Origin of the sequence: Klebsiella sp. I138, assembly GCF_051131765.1 — a bacterium.
Taxonomy (GTDB): Bacteria; Pseudomonadota; Gammaproteobacteria; order Enterobacterales; family Enterobacteriaceae; genus Klebsiella.
Genome location: NZ_CP180447.1, coordinates 458,135 through 478,257 on the forward strand (window position 1 = coordinate 458,135; position 20,123 = coordinate 478,257).

The 20,123-nt window shown below is 52.7% G+C and carries 16 protein-coding genes; 10 read left to right on the top strand and 6 right to left on the bottom strand.

What is annotated here, in order from left to right; genetic code table 11:
• The first annotated feature begins 115 nt into the window (after positions 1-115).
• Positions 116-1,342, top strand: coding sequence for a dicarboxylate/amino acid:cation symporter (locus tag ACMYSK_RS02045; RefSeq protein WP_434643753.1), 1,227 nt, complete (start codon positions 116-118; stop codon positions 1,340-1,342).
• A 303-nt stretch (positions 1,343-1,645) separates the two neighbouring features.
• On the opposite strand, the gene ACMYSK_RS02050 is transcribed toward ACMYSK_RS02045, so the two are convergent.
• From ACMYSK_RS02050 to yegD, 5 genes are all read right to left on the bottom strand, one after another.
• Entirely contained in the window at positions 1,646-2,263 is a 618-nt protein-coding gene (locus ACMYSK_RS02050; RefSeq protein WP_434643756.1) for a helix-turn-helix transcriptional regulator, read from the bottom strand.
• Positions 2,264-2,405: 142 nt separating this feature from the next.
• The gene (locus tag ACMYSK_RS02055; RefSeq protein ID WP_434639847.1) at positions 2,406-2,543 is read right to left on the bottom strand and encodes a small membrane protein; all 138 of its coding nucleotides are present in this window, start codon (positions 2,541-2,543) and stop codon (positions 2,406-2,408) included.
• 409 nt (positions 2,544-2,952) lie between these two features.
• Complete coding sequence (locus ACMYSK_RS02060; RefSeq protein WP_434639849.1) at positions 2,953-3,648, bottom strand: response regulator transcription factor; 696 nt, start codon at positions 3,646-3,648, stop codon at positions 2,953-2,955.
• Complete coding sequence (locus ACMYSK_RS02065; RefSeq protein WP_434643759.1) at positions 3,645-5,492, bottom strand: ATP-binding protein; 1,848 nt, start codon at positions 5,490-5,492, stop codon at positions 3,645-3,647. Before ACMYSK_RS02065 ends, ACMYSK_RS02060 begins: the two co-directional genes overlap by 4 nt.
• Positions 5,493-6,069: 577 nt before the next feature.
• A complete protein-coding gene (gene yegD, locus ACMYSK_RS02070) occupies positions 6,070-7,422 on the bottom strand; it encodes a molecular chaperone (protein WP_434639851.1) in 1,353 nt (450 codons plus the stop codon).
• Between the two features lie 137 nt (positions 7,423-7,559).
• Between yegD and alkA the strand changes: the two genes are divergently transcribed.
• The 4 genes from alkA to asmA all read left to right on the top strand — a co-directional run bounded on the left by alkA (position 7,560) and on the right by asmA (position 11,824).
• On the top strand, positions 7,560-8,408 hold the full coding sequence (gene alkA / locus ACMYSK_RS02075; RefSeq protein ID WP_434643762.1) for a DNA-3-methyladenine glycosylase 2: 849 nt from the start codon (positions 7,560-7,562) through the stop codon (positions 8,406-8,408).
• 227 nt (positions 8,409-8,635) lie between these two features.
• Complete coding sequence (gene udk / locus ACMYSK_RS02080) at positions 8,636-9,277, top strand: uridine kinase (protein ID WP_004864593.1); 642 nt, start codon at positions 8,636-8,638, stop codon at positions 9,275-9,277.
• 90 nt (positions 9,278-9,367) lie between these two features.
• Entirely contained in the window at positions 9,368-9,949 is a 582-nt protein-coding gene (dcd, locus tag ACMYSK_RS02085; protein ID WP_434639853.1) for a dCTP deaminase, read from the top strand.
• A 27-nt stretch (positions 9,950-9,976) separates the two neighbouring features.
• Complete coding sequence (gene asmA / locus ACMYSK_RS02090; protein WP_434639855.1) at positions 9,977-11,824, top strand: outer membrane assembly protein AsmA; 1,848 nt, start codon at positions 9,977-9,979, stop codon at positions 11,822-11,824.
• Positions 11,825-11,951: 127 nt separating this feature from the next.
• Here the strand turns inward: asmA and ACMYSK_RS02095 are convergent, their stop codons facing one another.
• Positions 11,952-13,538, bottom strand: coding sequence for a TerC family protein (locus ACMYSK_RS02095; protein ID WP_434643765.1), 1,587 nt, complete (start codon positions 13,536-13,538; stop codon positions 11,952-11,954).
• 489 nt (positions 13,539-14,027) lie between these two features.
• Between ACMYSK_RS02095 and ACMYSK_RS02100 the strand changes: the two genes are divergently transcribed.
• From ACMYSK_RS02100 to ACMYSK_RS02120, 5 genes are all read left to right on the top strand, one after another.
• Positions 14,028-14,270, top strand: a complete 243-nt coding sequence (locus ACMYSK_RS02100) for a hypothetical protein (protein ID WP_434639856.1) — start codon at positions 14,028-14,030, stop codon at positions 14,268-14,270.
• Between the two features lie 177 nt (positions 14,271-14,447).
• Positions 14,448-15,344 carry a UTP--glucose-1-phosphate uridylyltransferase GalF gene (gene galF, locus ACMYSK_RS02105; protein ID WP_434639857.1) on the top strand — a complete coding sequence of 299 codons (897 nt, stop codon included), beginning with the start codon at positions 14,448-14,450 and terminating at the stop codon, positions 15,342-15,344.
• A 475-nt stretch (positions 15,345-15,819) separates the two neighbouring features.
• Entirely contained in the window at positions 15,820-16,449 is a 630-nt protein-coding gene (locus ACMYSK_RS02110; RefSeq protein ID WP_434639859.1) for a phosphatase PAP2 family protein, read from the top strand.
• A 962-nt stretch (positions 16,450-17,411) separates the two neighbouring features.
• Complete coding sequence (locus ACMYSK_RS02115; protein ID WP_434639860.1) at positions 17,412-18,851, top strand: capsule assembly Wzi family protein; 1,440 nt, start codon at positions 17,412-17,414, stop codon at positions 18,849-18,851.
• A 133-nt stretch (positions 18,852-18,984) separates the two neighbouring features.
• Positions 18,985-20,121: a polysaccharide export protein gene (locus ACMYSK_RS02120; protein WP_434639861.1), complete on the top strand. Its 1,137-nt coding sequence runs from the start codon at positions 18,985-18,987 to the stop codon at positions 20,119-20,121.
• Positions 20,122-20,123 lie beyond the last annotated feature (2 nt).

Consider the following 20,123-nt stretch of genomic DNA (forward strand, 5'->3'; position numbering starts at 1 on the left):
TTTAGTGCGCACTTATAAAAAAATCATATGTGCATTAAAATCAATACATTAAATAAATCAGGGGTTCATTTTTGTGGCAAGTGCAAACAAACTCACGCTGTTTATCGTTATCTTCATGCTGTTGGGGATCCTCTCCGGCGCGGTGATTCACTCCTACGCCTCTCCGGGCGCGATTGCGTCATGGTCGGAAAATATCACGCTCTTTACCGACATGTTCTTACGGCTGATTAAGATGGTCATTGCGCCGTTAGTCTTCAGTACGCTGACGGTCGGCATTATGCGCCTGGGCGAAACCGCAACAATCGGGCGGGTTGGCGGTAAAGCGATGGTGTGGTTCATCACCTCGTCAATCCTCTCTATTCTGGTAGGGCTGGTGATCGTGACCATTGAACATCCCGGCGCGGGCTTAAATCTGGCGATTCCCAAAGAGTCCGTTGATACCGGCCTGGCGGTCAGCGGGATGAGCTTAAAAGGGTTCCTGTCTCACACCATCCCGACCAGTATTACCGAGGCGATGGCGAACAACGAAATTCTGCAAATCGTGGTGTTCTCGATGTTCTTCGGGATTGCCGGGGCCTCGTTGGGGGAAAAATTCAATGCGCCGCTGGTGGCCGCGCTCAACGTCGTCTCTCATATCATGCTGAAGGTCACCGGCTATGTGATGTACGTGGCTCCACTGGCCATCTTTGCCGCGATCTCTTCGGTTATTGCCTCCCAGGGGATGGGTATTTTGCTGAACTATGCCTCCTTTATCGGCGGTTACTACGTTGCCGTACTGCTGACCAGCGCGGTGCTGCTGGCGGTGGGCTATATGGTGCTGAAAAAAGAGGTTTTCCGCCTGCTCAATATGCTTAAAGACCCGGTGCTGGTGGCGTTTACTACCAGCAGTTCTGAGGCGGCCTATCCGAAGACGCTGGAGCGGCTGGTCAGTTTTGGCTGCTCGCGTAATATCGTCTCTTTTGTCTTGCCTATTGGCTACTCCTTTAACCTGGTCGGGTCGATGGTCTACTGCTCCTTTGCATCGATGTTTATTGCCCAGGCGTATAATATCCAGCTGAGCTTTACCGAAATTACCGTCATGATGCTGACGCTGATGCTGGCCTCCAAAGGGATTGCCGGGGTGCCGCGTTCTGCGTTGGTGGTGCTGGCTGCGACGATCCCAAGCTTTAATATTCCGGTTGCCGGGATTCTGCTGCTGATGGGGATTGACCATTTCCTGGACATGGGCCGTTCGGCAATTAATGTGCTGGGCAATGGTATTGCCACGGCGATGCTGTCGAAAAATGAGGGATTATTGCAAGAAGAGGCCCCGGAAGCGGAACCTCAGCAGGTGCAGGCCTGATAATCCGACGCCCCCTTCGCCGGGGGCGCATTTCTTGAATGACGGAAAAAGAGGCCCCTAACAGGCACGCAAGGGGCAATGTGACGAAATAAATACACCCATAATAAGGCATTCATTTTAATTGTATAAAAATATGCGGTAGTATCTTTATACCCAGGTGCCGGATAATATTAGCGGTTAGCGCCTGCAAATGAATAGTTATTTCCCATCAAACGCGTTTTTTTCAGAACTGTCCCCCTGCGCAACCCACTAAATTCCTAATTTTAACTCGGCTAAGTGCATACTGATGCTCGGTTGGCGGCCTCATCCTCTTTCTTTTAATAAATTAATAAACTGAAAGAAGTCATAGTGATTATTCAGTCCGTATTTCTCCATAATCTGTTTTTTATGATAGAGCACAACCTTCGGGCTGATCTGATGAAGGGTGGATATTTTACGAATATCAAAACCATTTATCAAACCATGGGCCACGACGACCTGCGAAGGTGACAGGGTTTTATGTGGGCAGTTGGCGCATATTAATGCCGGATCGATAGCACCTTTTAACGCCGGTTGTTCACTCATTTTCAGCGCCTTGTTTATGATGTCATGCATTCTGTCAACATTGACCAATCTGACGGGTACGAAGGTGACATCTTTCAGGCAGTTCACTATCCGGTGTTTTTCGGGCAGGCTGTCATAGCTATGCAATATGATAACTGAACTGTTTTTCTTACGGTTTTTAATGCTGATGTTACAGAGGTGAATCTCACCCGGCAAAACCTCTGCGATGATAATGTCCTGAGCGGACAACTCGTCTGCGGCAGTGGTAAACCTGACCATCAGGTCGTCTCTGGCCTGGGTGAGTTCGTTGACTATTGCCATTAGCGAGGCCCTGAGAAAGGTGTTTCGACTAATGATCGCGATGCTTATTTTTCTCATGGCGTGACTTTCCTGCTGCACCAAAACAACGCCATGCTGCAAGCAACCTTCCGGGGCGTATAGGGCAATAGCTATCGTACGGGAAACCGCATTTCAGCAAAGGTATTTATCACCTTTCATAAAAACGGCGGGTCCTGGCTGATTATCTTTTTCGGTTTTTTTTATAGCTGAAGGGGATCTTTTGTTTTTTTCTGTCTTTAATGTAGGAAATAAGACTGTATACCGAGACGCAGAGGAAAAATATACACAATAATAAAGCTAACCAGGTTTGCAAGACCATGTTTAATCTCCCTTAACTGAGTTTTATGGTGTCGTAAATGCGCAAAAGCGCGGACGCAAATATTGTTATTCTGTTAGTACGCAGAAGGCTGTTATCGCCGCGACGTTTGTCGGGTAGAGCATTCGCGTCATGTCGCCGCGTGGAACGGAAACTCGGCCCGGTATACCCGGGAAAGTAGCGAGTCCGGAGAGACGGGTACTTCGCCTTCCCGCAGGATGGCTGATTTCAGTCGGTACGTCGGCGGCATCAGGCCAATGTAAGAAAATTCTTAATATGCTGTCAGTCTCATTCCTCTCATTTCTCTCAAAAAACGAGGGAAAATTAACAAAAACAGCGAAATTAATAACTTATCGGCAATGAATCGGTCCGCAGCGAAGGCCAGACCGGGCGGAAAATAGCGATGAGGGGGTTAAGGAATAAAGGCCAGGCCTTTGCCAAAAATAGCCCGGATCGGCAACGTCATACCGTGAAGACGCGCTTTGTTGCGTAGGCGACTGATGACTACGTCAATACGGTGCAGCTCTGGTTCATCCTCATCGGGGAAAAGATACCCGTGCAGATCGACTTTGCTACAGACTTCACTGCGGTTGTGCATTAAGCGCGCCATCAGCCGGTGCTCCTGCTGTGTCAACGGCAGTGCCGTGCCAGACGGTGCCATCAGACTTTCCGGCTGTAATACCCATGCAGAGGAAGCAGGCCGATCGGTGATGGGTGCGGAAGCAGGAGAACGGGCGTTTTCCTGCGCCAGCCGGGCACCCAACGCATCAATGGTCTCCGCCAGATCGGAAAAATTAACCGGTTTGATGAGGTAGAAATCCGCGCCAAGGTCGAAGGCCTGTAGCTTATCCTGCTCATGTCCTCTGGCCGTCATGACGATCAGCCCGTATTCACCAATCTCATTCAGGTAGTCCAGTACGCTGAAGCCGTCTTCTCCGGGTAAGCCGATATCGATCAGCACAATATCTACCGGGTCGCGATGCAGCTGCCGCCAGAATGCTTCCGCGCTGTGGACGCCCCATGTGTTAAAGCCGCGAAAGCGCAGGAACGCCAGCAGCTCATCGAGAAGATCGGCGCTGTCTTCAATGATCGCCACGCGTAATGTCATGATTTTCCTTTCTGCTGTGGTGGGTCAACCTGGGGGAGCGTGAGTGCAAATTCACATCCCGTCGGCCCGTTTTTTGCCAGCCACAGCTCTCCGCCGTGTGCCTGGATGATTTGCCGGGAGACGTACAGCCCAAGACCGGTGCCAGCAGGCGCGGAAGTGCGAACGGTACCACGCCGGTAGCGCTCAAAAATCCGTTCGGCCTGGTCAACGGCAATACCTGCTCCCTGGTCACGAATGCGTATTTCGCAGTGGCTCGCCTTCGGGCGAATGTCGACCACAATCTCGCCTGCCGGGGCGTACTTCACCGCATTATCCAGCAGATTGGCTAACGCAATGCAGAGCAGCCCACTATCGACAAAAAGCGTCGGCGAGCGCGTCGCGGAGTCGACGGTCTTTCCGGCCAGAATAATGGTCAGATAATGGTTTATAGAGAGTTCAACGACCGTGGCCGCCATGTCGATCGCTGAAAACAGATCGGCGTTGTGCTTATCGACATGCAGCGCGCTGGAGGATAGCCGGGCATCGGCCAGGCAATTATCGGTTAACTGCACCAGGCGTGTTGTCGCCCGCTGCATGCGGTCCAGGCGCGGCCCTTGCGCCGGTTCCGGGGAGCAAAGGCGTAGGTTTTCCAGCGCCGCCTGGATAACGGAGAGCGGCGTTCTGAATTCGTGCGCCACCATTCCCATAAACTGGCGTTGCTGAAAGCTGGCCTCGCGTTCGATCTGGAGCTCGCGCGTCAACTGCTGCTTTTGGGTCAACCTGCGGTTTTCGGCCCGGATTCGCAGCACCGCGATGATGAGGACGGTGACAATATGCACAATCAGCGCGTACTGCCAGGCCGAGTAAATGGCGTTATGGAAAGGGATCACGCCGTGTATGGAGAGCAGCACCAGTGCGGCCGAGACCACATACACGGGAGGTAGCAGTCCCAACAGCAGCGTGTTCAAATCAATCGCTTTGCGCCGCCAAAGCGTCCAGGACGTGATCAGCAAAATGGGCGCGGCAATAAAGAACATACCGCCTTCAATTTGCATGGCCAGCCCGTAAAAACCCAGCGGAACGCTGGCGAGCAGAGCAATATTGACGCCAATCGCGATGAGCAGCAGCCGATGCAAGCGAGGCATATTATTTTTAAGATCAAAAACCTCACTATGCAACCACAGTGCTGTGGCGTAGCTGAGCAATGACAGATAGCTGATCATCGCATCCTGCACGGGGAGAACGGTGTTGCCGAAAAACCACTCCGGGTAGCCATGCAGAGCCGCCACCAGCGGATAGTTAAGGGAAAACAAGCAAATTCCCCACAGCAGGCGGCGACGCAGTAATAAAGCGAGCCACAGGGCAATTCCGCTGGCAATCGCCGCCAGACCAAAATAAAAGCTCCAGAATGCGGTATCCCGGGTGGCGCTGCGCACAAATTCCTGCGGCGAGGAGAGCGTAGCCAGCAGGATCAGCGTGCTACTGCTGCGCAGGCGAAAAACAATATCGTAGCCCGCGGCGGTAGGGGGCGGCGGCATAATCAGAACGCTCTCACGATAGTCCAGGTCGCTATCGCGGCGGGCGGCATGGTCGCCAGACTCGTTATGCGTCCACGGGAGGCCGCTGCCAGAAGGGCGATAAAAAACGCTGAGATGATCGACAAATGAGGGGCCGACCTGAAGCCAGCGTGGTTCGCCGTTAAAGTATGAAGCCGGCAGGTGGCTCCGAAGCCAGTACGTTTTTGACGAGTAGCCAAACGAAGGAATGCGCTGCCCGGTATTGAGCGAACTCGCCGGCTGCGTGAGGAAAGTCTCCAGCGTCAGCGAACCGTCGGCGTCGGCAAGCCACTCCACGGGAGTGTCCATACCAATCTGGTGGCTTTCAGCACTGGCGGGGGCGCAAAACGGCAGCGCTGACGCGATCGCGCAGCAGACCCAGAAGAGCACTCTGTTGCCCCAGGTGAGCAGGGCGGCGAAGCCAGAACTGGCGCTTAAATGATGCAAACTCGCCCCCTACGGTAACGGCAACAGAACAAGAGAAATAGTCAATCTCGCCTGCGACATGCACAGGCGGTCCCCCAGGATCCGGGAAATAAATGCGTAGGTTCAATCGGCAAAGCATTTTGCAGGCGGCGAGGCGATTGTTCCAGCGTTATTTGCATAAGGTGCTACTGGCCAGACCTGCTCTTCATGCCGCGCCAGATAAGGCGTGTGGCAGAGATAGCCTCCGATTTTAAGCGGCCTGGATGGTGTAATGTGACGTTGAATTAGCCATGCAGCGATATAAAACGCTGGTGTCGGCGAATATAGCGCGATGATAAAACCGGTAATAAGCGCGTTATCGGGAGCATGACTTGCGCAGATGGCTGGCGTGTAGACGGCGGCGTGGCAGCGGAAGGGGATTTCCGTTGGGAAAAACGGGGCAGGAACTGCCCCGTAGACGTTACGCGAAAACGACCTGTGCCCAGCGAGCCAGGCCGGCGGTAACGGAGCCAAAATCATCTCCACCGGCAATCGGGATGCCCGGCAGGTGGGCTGCCAGCGCTTTCTTAATCAGCGGTGAGCGGGCGCTCCCCCCGGTCAGGTAGATAACATCCGGCGTTTCGCGGCTGTTGTCCAACGCCAGCTGAACCTGTTCCATAATGCGCGTCAGCGGCTGATTTAACGCAGCTTCCAGCCCCTGCTGGCTAATCGCCGTAGCCAGTTCATTGCCGATAAACGGCAGCCCGGCGGTGACATGGTCCTGCGCGGAGAGGGCGATTTTACTCTCTTCCGCACTGCGTACCAGGCGATAGCTCAGACGCTGGCGCCAGACTTTCAGCAGCAGGGCGACTTTATCGGCGTCGCGGGCATCGCGCATCAAATCATTGAGCAGGCGACCGTTGGCGCTGCTGTAGAAATCCGTCTGCGCCGGGACATCGTTGATCGCGACCGCGTTCCACCATGGCAGAACCGGTAACGCGATCCCTTTTTCGGTTTCGCCACCCATTCCCAGCAGCGGCATCAGGCATTTAAACGCCAGCGCGATGTCAAGATCGTTCCCGCCCACGCGGCAGCCGCTGTGGCCGAGTAAACTCTGTTGACGGTCGGCTTTCTGGCGCCACTCCGGGCCCATCAGCAGCAGCGAACAGTCGGTGGTACCGCCGCCGATATCGACGACCAGCACGCGCTTTTCTTCATTGAGGGTGGCTTCGAAATCCAGCCCGGCGGCAACCGGTTCAAACTGAAAAACGACGTCGCGGAAACCGGCGCGCTTTGCGGCGCGTTCCAGGATCCCCTGGGCCTGGGCATTTGCGTCATCGCCGCCAAGCCCCTGGAAGTTGATCGGCCGGCCAATGACCGCCTGGTCAATGGTTTCCGTAAGCTGCGTCTGCGCCTGCTGTTTAATGTGCAGCATCATGGCGCACACCAGGTCTTCAAACAACGCCACCTGTTGCGGCTTCAGGCCGCTGGCGCCGAGAAACGATTTTGGGGATTTAACGAAGTACACTTCTTCCGGATCGTCGACGTATTGATGCAGCGAGGCCAGACCAAACTGAACGCTGGTGCCGAGGACGTCGATGTCTTCGTCGCGGTTATAGTTGATGGCGCGACGCAGCAGTGCCTGGTTTTCATCACCGTTAGTCGGCACATTATGGTGGCGGTAGAGCCACTCGCTGACCGCTTCGCGGGTCGGTGCAGACAACATTGACGGCAGCAGCTTGCTGCCGTTTTCCAGCGTTAACAATTGCGGATGATTATCACGCATCACGGCAACCGAACAGTTGGCGGTTCCGTAGTCAAAACCAATAAACATGACCTGAAAAATCCCCATGCCAGTGAAGAAGGGGGGCGACTTTAGCGGATTGCCGCCACGGCGACAACTGGAATTTAAAAGCAAGGCATGTCGAACGCAGAGCGTCTATCATTGAGGGAATTGAAGAAGGAGAAATGATGACGCTGTTACCCTGGCACCCGCCCTACGACCCGGAATGGATATTTGGTTTTCTTCGCGCACGTGCGGTAGCGGGCGTCGAAACGTTCAGCGAGGGGGGCTACACCCGCAGCTTTTCGCTGGCGGGCCATCGGGGCCTGATAACGGTTGTGCCCGATGTCGCGGCCCAGGGTTTACGGGTTACCTTGTCTGATGGCCTGCAGCCGGTGGCCGAGGCGTGTTTTGCCCGAGTTGCGCGCCTCTTCGATTTAGCCTGCGACCCGCAGCAGGTAGCCATGGCATTGGGGCCGTTAGCCAGCGCGCGGCCTGGGCTGCGTCTGCCGGGCTCCCTTGATGCTTTTGAGCAAGGGGTGCGTGCGATTCTGGGCCAGTTGGTCAGCGTGGCGATGGCCGCGAAGCTGACGGCAAAGGTCGCGGCGGCCTACGGGGAACCGCTGGTGGAGGCGCCGGAATACACCCTCTTTCCTGAACCACTGGCGCTGGCACAGGCGGACCCCGTCGAACTGAAAAGCGTGGGAATGTCGCTGCGACGCGCCGAGGCCCTGATCCACCTCGCGCAGGCGGTGATTGATGGTGTTCTGCCGCTTGAAGCGCCGGACGACGTTGAGGCGGGGATGAAACAGCTGCAAACGCTGCCCGGCATTGGCCGCTGGACCGCAAGCTATTTTGCCCTGCGCGGCTGGCAAGTAAAGGACATTTTTCTGCCGGATGATTATCTGATTAAGCAGCGATTCAGCGGCATGACGCCCGCGCGCATTGCCCGTTATGCCAGCCGCTGGCAGCCGTGGCGTTCCTATGCCTTATTGCATATCTGGTATACCGAAGGATGGTCGCCGAACGAGGAATAGCCGTGCAGGGCGCATATCACTGGTATCGACGCGCTGAAATCCCTATAATTGCCGCGTTTGACGGTCAAACGTCACCCTTCCAATGCATTAAATCATTCGAGATGCGTCATAAGACGCGTTAGCGTGTTGAACAGACCCAAAGGGCGAGGCCATAAGCCGCGCCACGCGGTGGCAGCTCGAAGGATTCGGTGTATATACATCCAGGTTAATCAGGTCGCAAAAAAGTTATGACTGATACGTCTCATCAGTGCGTTATTATAGGCATCGCCGGCGCATCGGCTTCGGGAAAAAGTCTTATCGCCAGCACGCTGTATCGCGAATTACGTGAACAGGTTGGCGATGAACATATTGGCGTTATTCCGGAAGACAGCTACTACAAAGATCAAAGTCATTTGTCGATGGAAGAGCGTGTTAAAACCAACTATGACCATCCCAGCTCGATGGATCACAGTTTACTGTTCCAGCATTTACAGATGTTGAAAAGCGGCCAGCCGATTGAACTCCCGGTTTACAGCTACGTTGAACATACGCGGATGCCGGAAACGATTCATATCGAACCGAAGAAAGTGATTATCCTTGAAGGTATTTTGTTACTGACGGATGTTCGCCTGCGCAATGAACTGAGCTTCTCAATCTTCGTTGATACGCCGCTGGATATCTGCCTGATGCGTCGTATCAAGCGCGATGTCAACGAACGTGGTCGCTCAATGGACTCGGTCATGGCGCAGTATCAGAAAACGGTTCGCCCGATGTTCCTGCAGTTTATTGACCCTTCCAAGCAGTATGCCGACATCATTGTGCCTCGCGGCGGTAAAAACCGCATTGCGATTGATATTCTGAAGGCAAAAATCAGTCAGTTCTTTGAATAACACAGACGAATTGTGTAACGTGCAAAGAGAACCCAAATTGCCCTTAGCCCCGGAAGGTGTAGGGGCGCGATGCCATAAAGGAGAGAGCTCATGCGTCTGTGCGACCGAGATATAGAAGCCTGGTTGGATGAGGGACGGTTAGTCATCAGTCCGCGCCCGCCCGTTGAGCGTATTAACGGCGCGACCGTTGATGTGCGGCTGGGGAATAAATTCCGCACGTTTCGCGGCCATACGGCGCCCTTTATCGACCTGAGCGGCCCGAAAGCGGAAGTGACCGCGGCGCTGGACCGGGTCATGAGCGAAGAGATCGTGCTGCCGGAAGGCGAAGCCTTCTACCTCCATCCGGGAGAGCTGGCGCTGGCGGTGACCTATGAGTCGGTGACGCTGCCTGCTGACCTCGTCGGCTGGCTGGACGGGCGCTCCTCTTTGGCGCGCCTTGGGTTGATGGTGCACGTGACCGCGCACCGTATCGATCCCGGCTGGTCTGGCTGTATCGTGCTCGAGTTCTTTAACTCCGGCAAGCTGCCGCTGGCGCTGCGCCCGGGGATGCCGATCGGCGCATTGAGTTTTGAACCGCTGTCGGGCCCTGCGGCACGGCCCTATAACCGCCGTGAAGACGCCAAATATCGCGACCAACAGGGCGCGGTGGCGAGCCGAATCGACAAGGATTGATAACGTAAGCGGTGTATTGAGGGTGCCATGAGACGAATTCTGACGACGCTGATGATCCTCCTGGCGGTAGTTGTCGCCGGGCTGACCGCGTTGGTATTGCTGGTTAATCCCAACGATTTTCGCGCCTATATGGTGCATAAGGTGGCGGAACGTAGCGGTTATCAGCTTGAACTCGATGGCCCGCTGCGTTGGCACGTCTGGCCGCAGCTGAGCATTCTTTCCGGTCGCATGACGCTGACCGCGCCGGGGGCTGCCGAACCGGTGGTCCGGGCGGACAATATGCGTCTTGATGTCGCGCTAATGCCGCTTCTTTCCCATCAGCTGCAGGTCAAGCAGGTGATGCTGAAGGGCGCGGTCATACAACTTACACCGAAGACCGAAGCCGTGCGCAACCAGGATGCGCCGGTGGTTCCTCACGACAATTCGCTGCCGCTGGTGGCGGAAGACAGCGGCTGGTCCTACGACGTGCGCCAGCTGCAGATTGCCGACAGCGTTCTCTTTTTCCAGCATGAAGACGGCGAACAGGTGACGGTTCGCGATATCCATCTGCAGATGGATCAGGATGAGAATCATCATGCCACGCTCGACTTTTCCGGGCGAGTCAACCGCGACCAGCGTGACCTGGCGCTCTCTTTCTCCGCCGAGGTACAGGGCGGCGACTACCCACACTCCCTGAAAGCGGATATCTCGCAGCTGAACTGGCAATTGCGCGGCGCCGAGCTGCCGGGTGAAGGCGTGAGCGGGCAGGGCAGCATGCAGGCAAACTGGCAGGAAGATGAGAAAAAGCTGAGCTTCGATAATCTCAATCTGACGGCGAACGGCAGCACGATTGCCGGGAATGCCAGCGTGATTTTAGGCGATCGGGCCGACTGGAATCTGAATCTTCATGCCACTAGGCTAGACCTCGACAGCCTGCTGATTCATGGCTCACCGGCGACCGATTCTGGTGCCAGCCAGCAGGGACAAAGTCAGCCGCGACAGCTGCGCCCGGTTATTGCCGATAGCGATATTCAGGAAGATTATAATAGCCTGCGCGGATTTACCGCACATATGTCCCTGACTGCCGACCAGTTACAGTGGCGCGGGATGACATTTACGCAGGTGAAAAGCGACATCAGCAACCAGCTCGGGCTGCTGACGGTCAATCAGTTGCAGGGTGAGCTGGACGGCGGGCAGATATCGTTACCCGGCACTCTCGACGTGCGCGGGGATGCCTCCCAGGCTTCTTTCCAGCCCAAACTGGATAACGTTGAGATTGCGACCATCCTGAAGGCCTTTAACTATTCGTTGAACCTGACCGGTAAACTCTCCTTAACCGGGGATTTCGCCGGCGAAAGAATTGATGCCGACGATTTCCGTCGTCGCTGGGACGGGGACGCGCAGATACAGATGGCGAATACTCGCACCGAAGGGCTGAACTTCCAGCAACTGGTGCAACAGGCCGTTGAGCGCAGTACCAGCGTGCAGGCGCAGGAAAATTACGACAACGCCACGCGGCTGGATGCCATGAGCAGCGAACTCCAGCTGGCGCAGGGGCTGGTCACGTTGAAGAGCCTGCAGGGGCAATCAGAAATGATGGCGCTGACCGGGCAAGGCGAGCTCAATTTGCTGAAAGAAGACTGCGATATGCGCTTTAACGTGCGCGTCCTGGGTGGCTGGAAGGGCGAAAGCAAGCTTATCGATAAACTCAAACAGACCGCGATCCCGCTGCGTATCTACGGTAAATGGCAATCGCTGAGCTACAGTCTGCAGGTCGACCAGGTTCTGCGTAAGCAGCTGCAGGATGAAGCGAAACAGCGGCTTAACGACTGGATTGAACGCAATAAAAATACGTCAGACGGGAAGGAAGTGAAGAAGCTGCTTGAGAAGCACTAACCGGGATTGGCCGGTGGTGTGACATTCCCGGATAGTGGCACCTGCCCATTAGCCGGGCGACTTTCTTGCTTTTACTCATCGCCCCGGTCAGCCATCCGCTACCGGGGCGTTTCTTTGGTCGTAGGAGCTACACTTCGTAATTCAGCTCATCCTCTTGCGGCGGCGGGGGAATAATCTGCACTTTCTGCACCCGATGACTCTCGACCTGCAGCGTCCGTAAGATGTAGTCGCCAATTTTCACCTCTTCACCCGCTTCAGGCACATGCTGCAGATTTTCCATCAACAGACCGGCAATCGTGTGATATTCGCGTTTATCATCCAGCGGTAGCGGAATGTACTGCACTAAATCTTCCAGCGGCATATGCCCGTTAGCGGTCCAGCTGCCATCAGGGTTTTTCGCGATATCGTGGCGAGCATCAATCTCTTCCGCTTCGTTAGGCAAATTGCCGGCGATAGTCTCCATCACATCGCTCAACGTCACCAGCCCTTCAACGGAACCAAACTCATCCACCACAAAGGCAAAATGGGTCCTGGCATGGCGGAACTGTTCGAGGGCAGGCAGCAGGGGCAGCGTTTCGGGGAACACCAGCGGCTGACGGAGCAGGACGCGCAGGTCAAGCGGTTCATGGCGTAGCGACTGCTGTAGAAGGTCGATAACGTGGACCACACCCAGCAGATCTTCATCATCTTCGCCTCCGGTGACGACCAGCCGGGTATGCTGATTTTTCTCCAGCAGCGCACGGATTTCCTCCTCCGGTGCGCTAAGGTCAATATGCTCGATATCATGACGCGACGTCATAATACTGCTGACCGTGCGCTGGTTGAGATTCAGCACGCGCCCAATCATCCGGCGTTCCTGGGGGTTGAACAGCGGGTTATCGGACTGGCTGTCAAGCAGTGCGGCAGAATCGCTGCTGAGCTCGGCGTTTTCCTTGTGGCCGCTAAGTAGGTTCATCACCGCCTCAGTTGTCCGCTGGCGCAGCGTGAGGTTAGCTGAGAGGAAACGACGGCGGTTGAACAGCGCCAGCTGATTCAGCGATTCAATGATGACGGAGAAGCCAATGGCCGCATACAGATAACCTTTCGGAATGGGGAAACCAAACCCTTCGGCAATCAGGCTGAAACCAATCATCAGCAAGAAGCTCAGGCAGAGAATAACGATGGTCGGGTGGCTGTTCACAAACCGCGTCAGCGCCTTGCTCGCGAGCAACATTAAACTCATGGCAATCACGACGGCCGCCATCATCACCGCCAGGTGATCCACCATACCGACGGCGGTGATCACCGAATCAAGGGAGAAGATGGCATCCAGCACAACAATTTGGGCGACCACGCCCCAGAACTTCGCCCCTTTCCGCTGCACCGGGTTATCGCTGTCTTTCCCTTCGAGTCGCTCATTGAGCTCAACGGTGGCTTTAAACAGCAGGAATAACCCGCCAAACAGCATAATCAGATCCCGGGCGCTAAAGCTGAGGTCATGGTAGGTGAACAGCGGTTTGGTCAGCGTAACTAACCAGGATATCGAGGCGAGCAGCAGCAGACGCATCAGCATTGCCAACAGCAGGCCAATCACCCGCGCACGGTCGCGCAGCGCTGAGGGGAGCTTTTCAGCCAGGATCGCGATAAATACGAGGTTATCAATACCGAGGACCAGCTCTATAACCACCAGCGTTATGAGACCGGCCCAAATTGAGGGGTCGGCAATCCATTCCATCATTTTCTAAAACCTATACAACCTAAGAGTGCCATCCCTCGATCATGGATAAGCGACAGATAAATTGCAATATATTCTCGTCTTATGACGGCTCGTAAACGAGGGCTGGCGCGTGAAATGCTGCGGCCTGCAATATCAGGTTGCATGAATTATAAACACACAAGCTTATTTTTTATGCGCACAAACACATTAATAAAAGGAATGATTTGGGGTGACTGGATATAAGTTTTCATATATTGCAGTGGGCCAATAATGTTGGTTATTGCCTGTTCAGGCCAAAGGGGAGTACGAAAATCAGCCTGGACCAGGAAGCGATCGTTAAACATTTATGTTCAATCATCAACACGCAACAATTCAGATTTTCATACTACTGATTGTCGTGGCTTGCAAAATATCTTGTTTAATCAGACGATAGTCGTAGCTATAAATGAGGTATGAAAATCAGAGCCGAGGGATGGCATGGATGGCGGACAGGGCGCGAGGGAGAGCATGATGAACGTTTCAGTGGACATTTTGCGTTATTTTTTACCAAAAATAGCGGTATTGTATTATTTTTATGAATTATATTTTGTCGCTCACCGAAATAAACCGTTTATTTCTCTGTATTTTACGCATTTCACAATAACTTTATCTGTAGTGCCCTATGTTGGTCGTGCAGAGATAAGTCCCGTCCTTGCTATGAAAACGGAAGAAAATCCTGAAGTAGTGCATCATATGGCACCAGTAGCATGAGAATTTTCTTAAACCGATCTGTCGAACCGTATACTTTGAGTGTATTCTCTGATCAAACATGTAGTTTCGGAATTTTGCGGGAAGTCGGACCGATAGCAAAACGGTAATATCACAGATTGATACCAAGGGAACCTGTAATCGGGCTGGTATCGAAGATTTATCACTATATGGGTGGATATGAGAATGGCAAGTTTGAAAGCAGTTATTCCGGTAGCCGGATTGGGGATGCACATGTTGCCGGCCACCAAAGCGATTCCGAAAGAGATGTTGCCGATCGTCGATAAGCCAATGGTCCAGTATATCGTTGACGAGATTGTGGCAGCAGGCATTAAGGAAATTGTCCTGGTGACCCATTCTTCTAAGAATGCCGTGGAAAACCATTTCGATACCTCCTACGAACTGGAAGCGCTGCTTGAGCAGCGTGTTAAACGTCAGCTGCTGGCTGAAGTACAGGCGATTTGCCCGCCGGGCGTCACCATCATGAACGTACGCCAGGCGCAGCCGCTGGGGCTGGGCCACTCTATTCTCTGCGCGCGCCCAATCGTGGGTGATAACCCATTCGTGGTGGTGCTGCCGGACATCGTGCTGGACGACGCCAGCGCCGACCCGCTGCGCTATAACCTTGCCGCGATGGTGGCACGTTTTAATGAAACCGGGCGTAGCCAGGTGTTGGCCAAGAGAATGGAAGGCGATCTGTCCGAATATTCCGTGATCCAGACCAAAGATCCGCTGACTGTGGAAGGACAGATTGGTCGGATTGTCGAGTTTATCGAGAAACCGGATGAGCCGCAGACGCTGGATTCCGATCTGATGGCCGTCGGGCGCTATGTGCTTTCTGCCGATGTATGGGCCGAGCTGGAGCATACCGAACCTGGCGCATGGGGCCGCATCCAGCTGACGGACGCGATTGCCGAGATGGCGAAGAAGCAGCCGGTCGACGCGATGCTGATGACCGGTGATAGCTATGACTGCGGTAAAAAGATGGGTTATATGCAGGCCTTTGTGAACTACGGTCTGCGCAACCATAAAGAAGGCACCAAATTCCGCGAAAGTATTAAAAAGCTGCTTGCGTAAATACGCATGTGGGATTTAAAAAAAAGTGTGAAAATGTAGGGTTTACAGAAGTATGAGGCATAAGTGAGAGATGTTGCATGCTTCTGTAGACAAGCCTGGTGATTAAAGCAGCATATATTTGTTAAATATTAATCAATGTAAATCATATGGTTATGCCTATTTTCTGAACCTGGTTTTATGTGTAAACAGAAAGTGACTTCAGAGACATCTGGTTGTTCTCCCGGTCCTGCTGTGATGGAATGGTCGGAGTAGCACAATTTTATGTTTGCGAATAATCACTTAGTGAGAATTTTCTTAAAAAAATATGCATGTTGCTGGTTGTCATAAAAAAATAAAACTTGACTGAGATCATGCTTACGCATTAAACAACTGTGATGCATGCATAAAAATGTGAAGTTATCGGATGTGTATGCCCATACCGACGTCATGGAAAAGGCGCTGCGGACTGGAGATATCGTCAAAGGATGAAAAGTAAATGAACTGGCAGTGGGTCTCTTTTTTTGGCGATAGTACCGTGCTGTTACCCAGCGCGGCTGCAGTGTTCATCGTTTTATTTCTGCGCAGGCCTTCCAGACAGATTGCCTGGCAGTGGGGATTGCTGTTCGGGATCACTGGCACCATCGTCAGTGCATCAAAACTGGCCTTTATGGGTTGGGGACTCGGCATCCGCGAGATTGATTTCACCGGTTTTAGCGGGCATACCGCTTTATCTACGGCCTTCTGGCCTATTTTCTTATGGCTGCTCTGTGCTCGCGGTACCCTGACTTTACGTCGAGCGGCTATTGCGATGGGGTATTTACTGGCAGTTCTCGTCGGATATTCCCGACTGGCGATTCATGCCCACTCCCCATCTGAAGTGATTGCCGGACTGTTGCTCGGCGCCTGCGGTAGCGCGCTGTTTTTACTGCTGCAACGAAATGCGTCGCGCACCGTTGATGCGAAGCTCTCCTGGGGTGGGGTGCTCAGCCTGATTATCATCCCTGTCGTGCTGTTGAACACCGGTACTAAAGCGCCCACTCAGTCTTTACTGGGGGAGATTGCCGTCAAGCTGGGTCCGTTGGAAAAACCCTTTACTCGGGCCGATCTGCATAAGAATTTTTACTGAATGCGGCGCTGACGATGAACGTAACAACAGAAAATAATAGAACCAGCCTCAGTTATTGCATATTCATATTCGTGAAATAAATAGTTGTTACTACATTCTGAACAATATTCACGATTGCGCAGGAAATAACGTGGTTGAGAACAATCCTAAATAGAGATGCCGTATCTTATTTCTGGGTTTGCGTTATGTTTGTCAAGTATAAAAAATGCATAAAAGGTATTAAATTTTGTAGTTGACGGAAGTGTTTTTAATTCGCCACCTCCGGACGGGTGTTTGTATTAATTCTTATAAAACAAGTGGTTATGCATTGCGTTTGTACTCTGCAGGATTCTGCCTGCTTGGGCGATGAGATATTATTGAATAATCTTATTGAGAGTCGTCTACTTGTCGGATGAGTACGCTTGGCGGTTTTTTCATATGTGAATAGTTGTCATTTTTACTCCCATTTGTCGGCAGAATCTCGTAAACTTGATGCCGCTAAAAATACAGTCAATGATTAATAATCAGGCGAACGCGAAGCCAGAAAAAAAGTATAAATGAAGTACAGTGCATTGGTAGCTGTTAAGCCAGGGGCGGTAGCGTTTTCGAAGCCGTCAATTTCATTTCTGTTGTTACCTTCATACGTTCGAAATTCCTAAAACCGGACGCTACGGATGATTATCCACAACAGCCGTATATAATCGGCAATCTTTCTGCTTCGACAGAATTTTGTACCTCTGGCTGGTTTGGCGGCACTCATGTTTCCGTCAGGGAGTGACTGGCGTGGCGAGTGTTGCGATGTTTTGGGGTTACGCTGAACATATTTCAAATACTGCGTTGTTGCTTACGTTCGAAGGCTCAGGTTATTGCATCATCACTGTCGAACAAACATACTACGACTGGCGTCAGAGTGCGCTCTCTAAACTCATATTCCCCATGACTCGCCAGCTTGCGGAAACGGGGCTAAAAATGGATCTTGTACAATGATGAAAATCGCGCGTCTTGCACTTGCTTTGGGGCTGTTGACATCGGCGAGTGCTCAGGTTTTTGCCTCTGGTCTTGTACTGAATGATAACGAACTGCGCAACGATCTCTCCTGGCTTTCTGACCGAGGAGTTATCCAGCTTAGCCTTTCTACCTGGCCTTTGAGTCAGGAAGAGATTACCCGGGCGTTAAAAAAAGCGAAACCCTCATATTCTTCTGAACAGGTCGTGCTGGCGCGCATTAATCAGCGGCTTTCCTCTTTAAAGGCTGATTTCCGCGTGAGCGGCTACACCTCAACCGACCAACCGGGAACGCCGCAGGGCTTTGCGCAGAGCCAGCCGGCGGATAACTCGTTATCCCTGGCATTCAATAACAGCGGTGACTGGTGGGATGTTCATCTACAGGGGAACGTGGAAGGCGGCGAGCGTATCAGCAATGGATCCCGTTTTAATGCCAACGGCGCGTACGGCGCGGTGAAGTTCTGGAATCAGTGGCTGTCTTTTGGCCAGATGCCACAATGGTGGGGCCCTGGCTACGAAGGCAGTCTGATTCGCGGGGACGCCATGCGACCAATGACCGGTTTCCTGATGCAACGTGCCGAGCAAGCGGCGCCGGAAACATGGTGGCTGCGCTGGATTGGCCCGTGGCAGTATCAGATCTCCGCTAGCCAAATGAACCAGTATACCGCGGTGCCGCACGCCAAGATTATCGGCGGCCGTTTGACCTTTTCACCATTCCAGTCTCTGGAACTGGGGGCTTCACGTATTATGCAGTGGGGAGGGGAGGGGCGCCCTGAATCCTTTAGTAGCTTCTGGGATGGACTTACAGGTAAAGATAATACTGCTGCCAATGACCCAAATGAGCCGGGGAACCAGCTGGCTGGATTTGATTTTAAACTGAAGCTTGAACCAACCTTGGGTTGGCCAGTCAGTGTATACGGCCAGATGATTGGAGAAGATGAATCCGGTTATCTGCCATCGGCCAATATGTTCCTTGGTGGTATTGAAGGGCACCACGGCTGGGGTAAAGATGCAGTTAACTGGTATGTGGAAGCCCATGATACCCGCACTAATATGAGCCGGACCAACTACAGCTATACGCACCATATCTACAAAGATGGCTACTACCAGCAGGGCTATCCACTAGGTGATGCCATGGGGGGCGACGGGCAGTTGTTTGCGGGTAAAGTTGAACTGGTCACCGAAGACAATCAGCGCTGGAGTGCACGTCTGGCGTATGCCAAAGTAAACCCAGAAGATCAGTCAATTAACAAGGCATTCCCACATTCTGACACGCTGAAGGGTGTTCAGTTGGGGTGGAGTGGGGATGTCTATAAAACAGTCCGGCTGAATACATCGCTGTGGTATACCAATGCGGACCATAGCGATAGCGATGATGTTGGCGCAAGCGCCGGGATCGAGATCCCATTTAGTTTATAGGCTAAATGCTACAGGAAGTCAGGAGAATGAAGTTTAGCCAACCATTCTCTATGTGAAGCCAGGTGGGAACTAACTGGTGGACAATATGTAGCTCAGGCATTGGCAAATTTTAGTTTACTGATGATGTGACATTATGAAGAAAAAAATTGTTAGATTTTCGGCATTAGCGTTGGCAATAGGGTTATTAGCGGGTTGTACTATTATGCCAGGGCAGGGATTGAACAGCCTGCGCAAAAATGTAGTTGAATTGCCTGATAGCGATTATGACCTGGATAAGCTGGTGAACGTTTATCCGATGACGCCAGGTCTTATCGACCAACTGCGCTCGCCGACGGTGATGGCCCAGCCAAATCCGCAGCTGGATAATTTACTCAAAAGTTATGAATACCGCATTGGCGTGGGCGATGTGCTGATGGTGACTGTGTGGGATCACCCAGAACTTACCACCCCGGCAGGGCAGTATCGTAGCGCCAGCGATACAGGTAACTGGGTTAATGCTGATGGTACAATTTTCTATCCTTATATTGGAAAAGTACAGGTTGCAGGCAAAACAGTTGCACAGGTACGCCAGGAGATTGCCAGCCGTTTAACAACATATATTGAAAGCCCTCAGGTCGATGTCAGCATTGCGGCATTTAGATCTCAAAAAGTATATGTGACGGGGGAGGTTTCAAAATCAGGGCAACAACCGATCACTAATATACCGTTGACTGTTATGGATGCTGTTAATGCTGCAGGTGGACTGGCGGCTGATGCTGACTGGCGAAATGTAGTGCTGACCCATAATGGTAAAGATACCAAAATCTCCTTGTATGCCTTGATGCAGAAAGGTGACTTAACCCAAAATCATCTTCTGTATCCCGGCGATATTTTATTTGTGCCCCGTAACGACGATCTGAAAGTCTTTGTTATGGGGGAGGTGGGTAAACAAAGCACGATGAAGATGGATCGCAGCGGTATGACGTTAGCTGAGGCTATCGGTAATGCCGAAGGGATGTCTCAATCGTACAGCGACGCAACCGGTGTGTTTGTTGTGCGTCAACTGAAAGGTGATAAGCAAGGGAAAATAGCTAATATCTATCAGCTAAACGCACAGGATGCGTCGGCGATGGTTTTAGGTACCGAATTCCAGTTGCAGCCATACGATATCGTTTACGTGACTACTGCTCCTCTTGTTCGCTGGAATCGTGTAATTTCCCAGCTTGTGCCAACAATTTCTGGGGTTCATGATATGACAGAAACTACTAAATATATCAGGACTTGGCCATAATA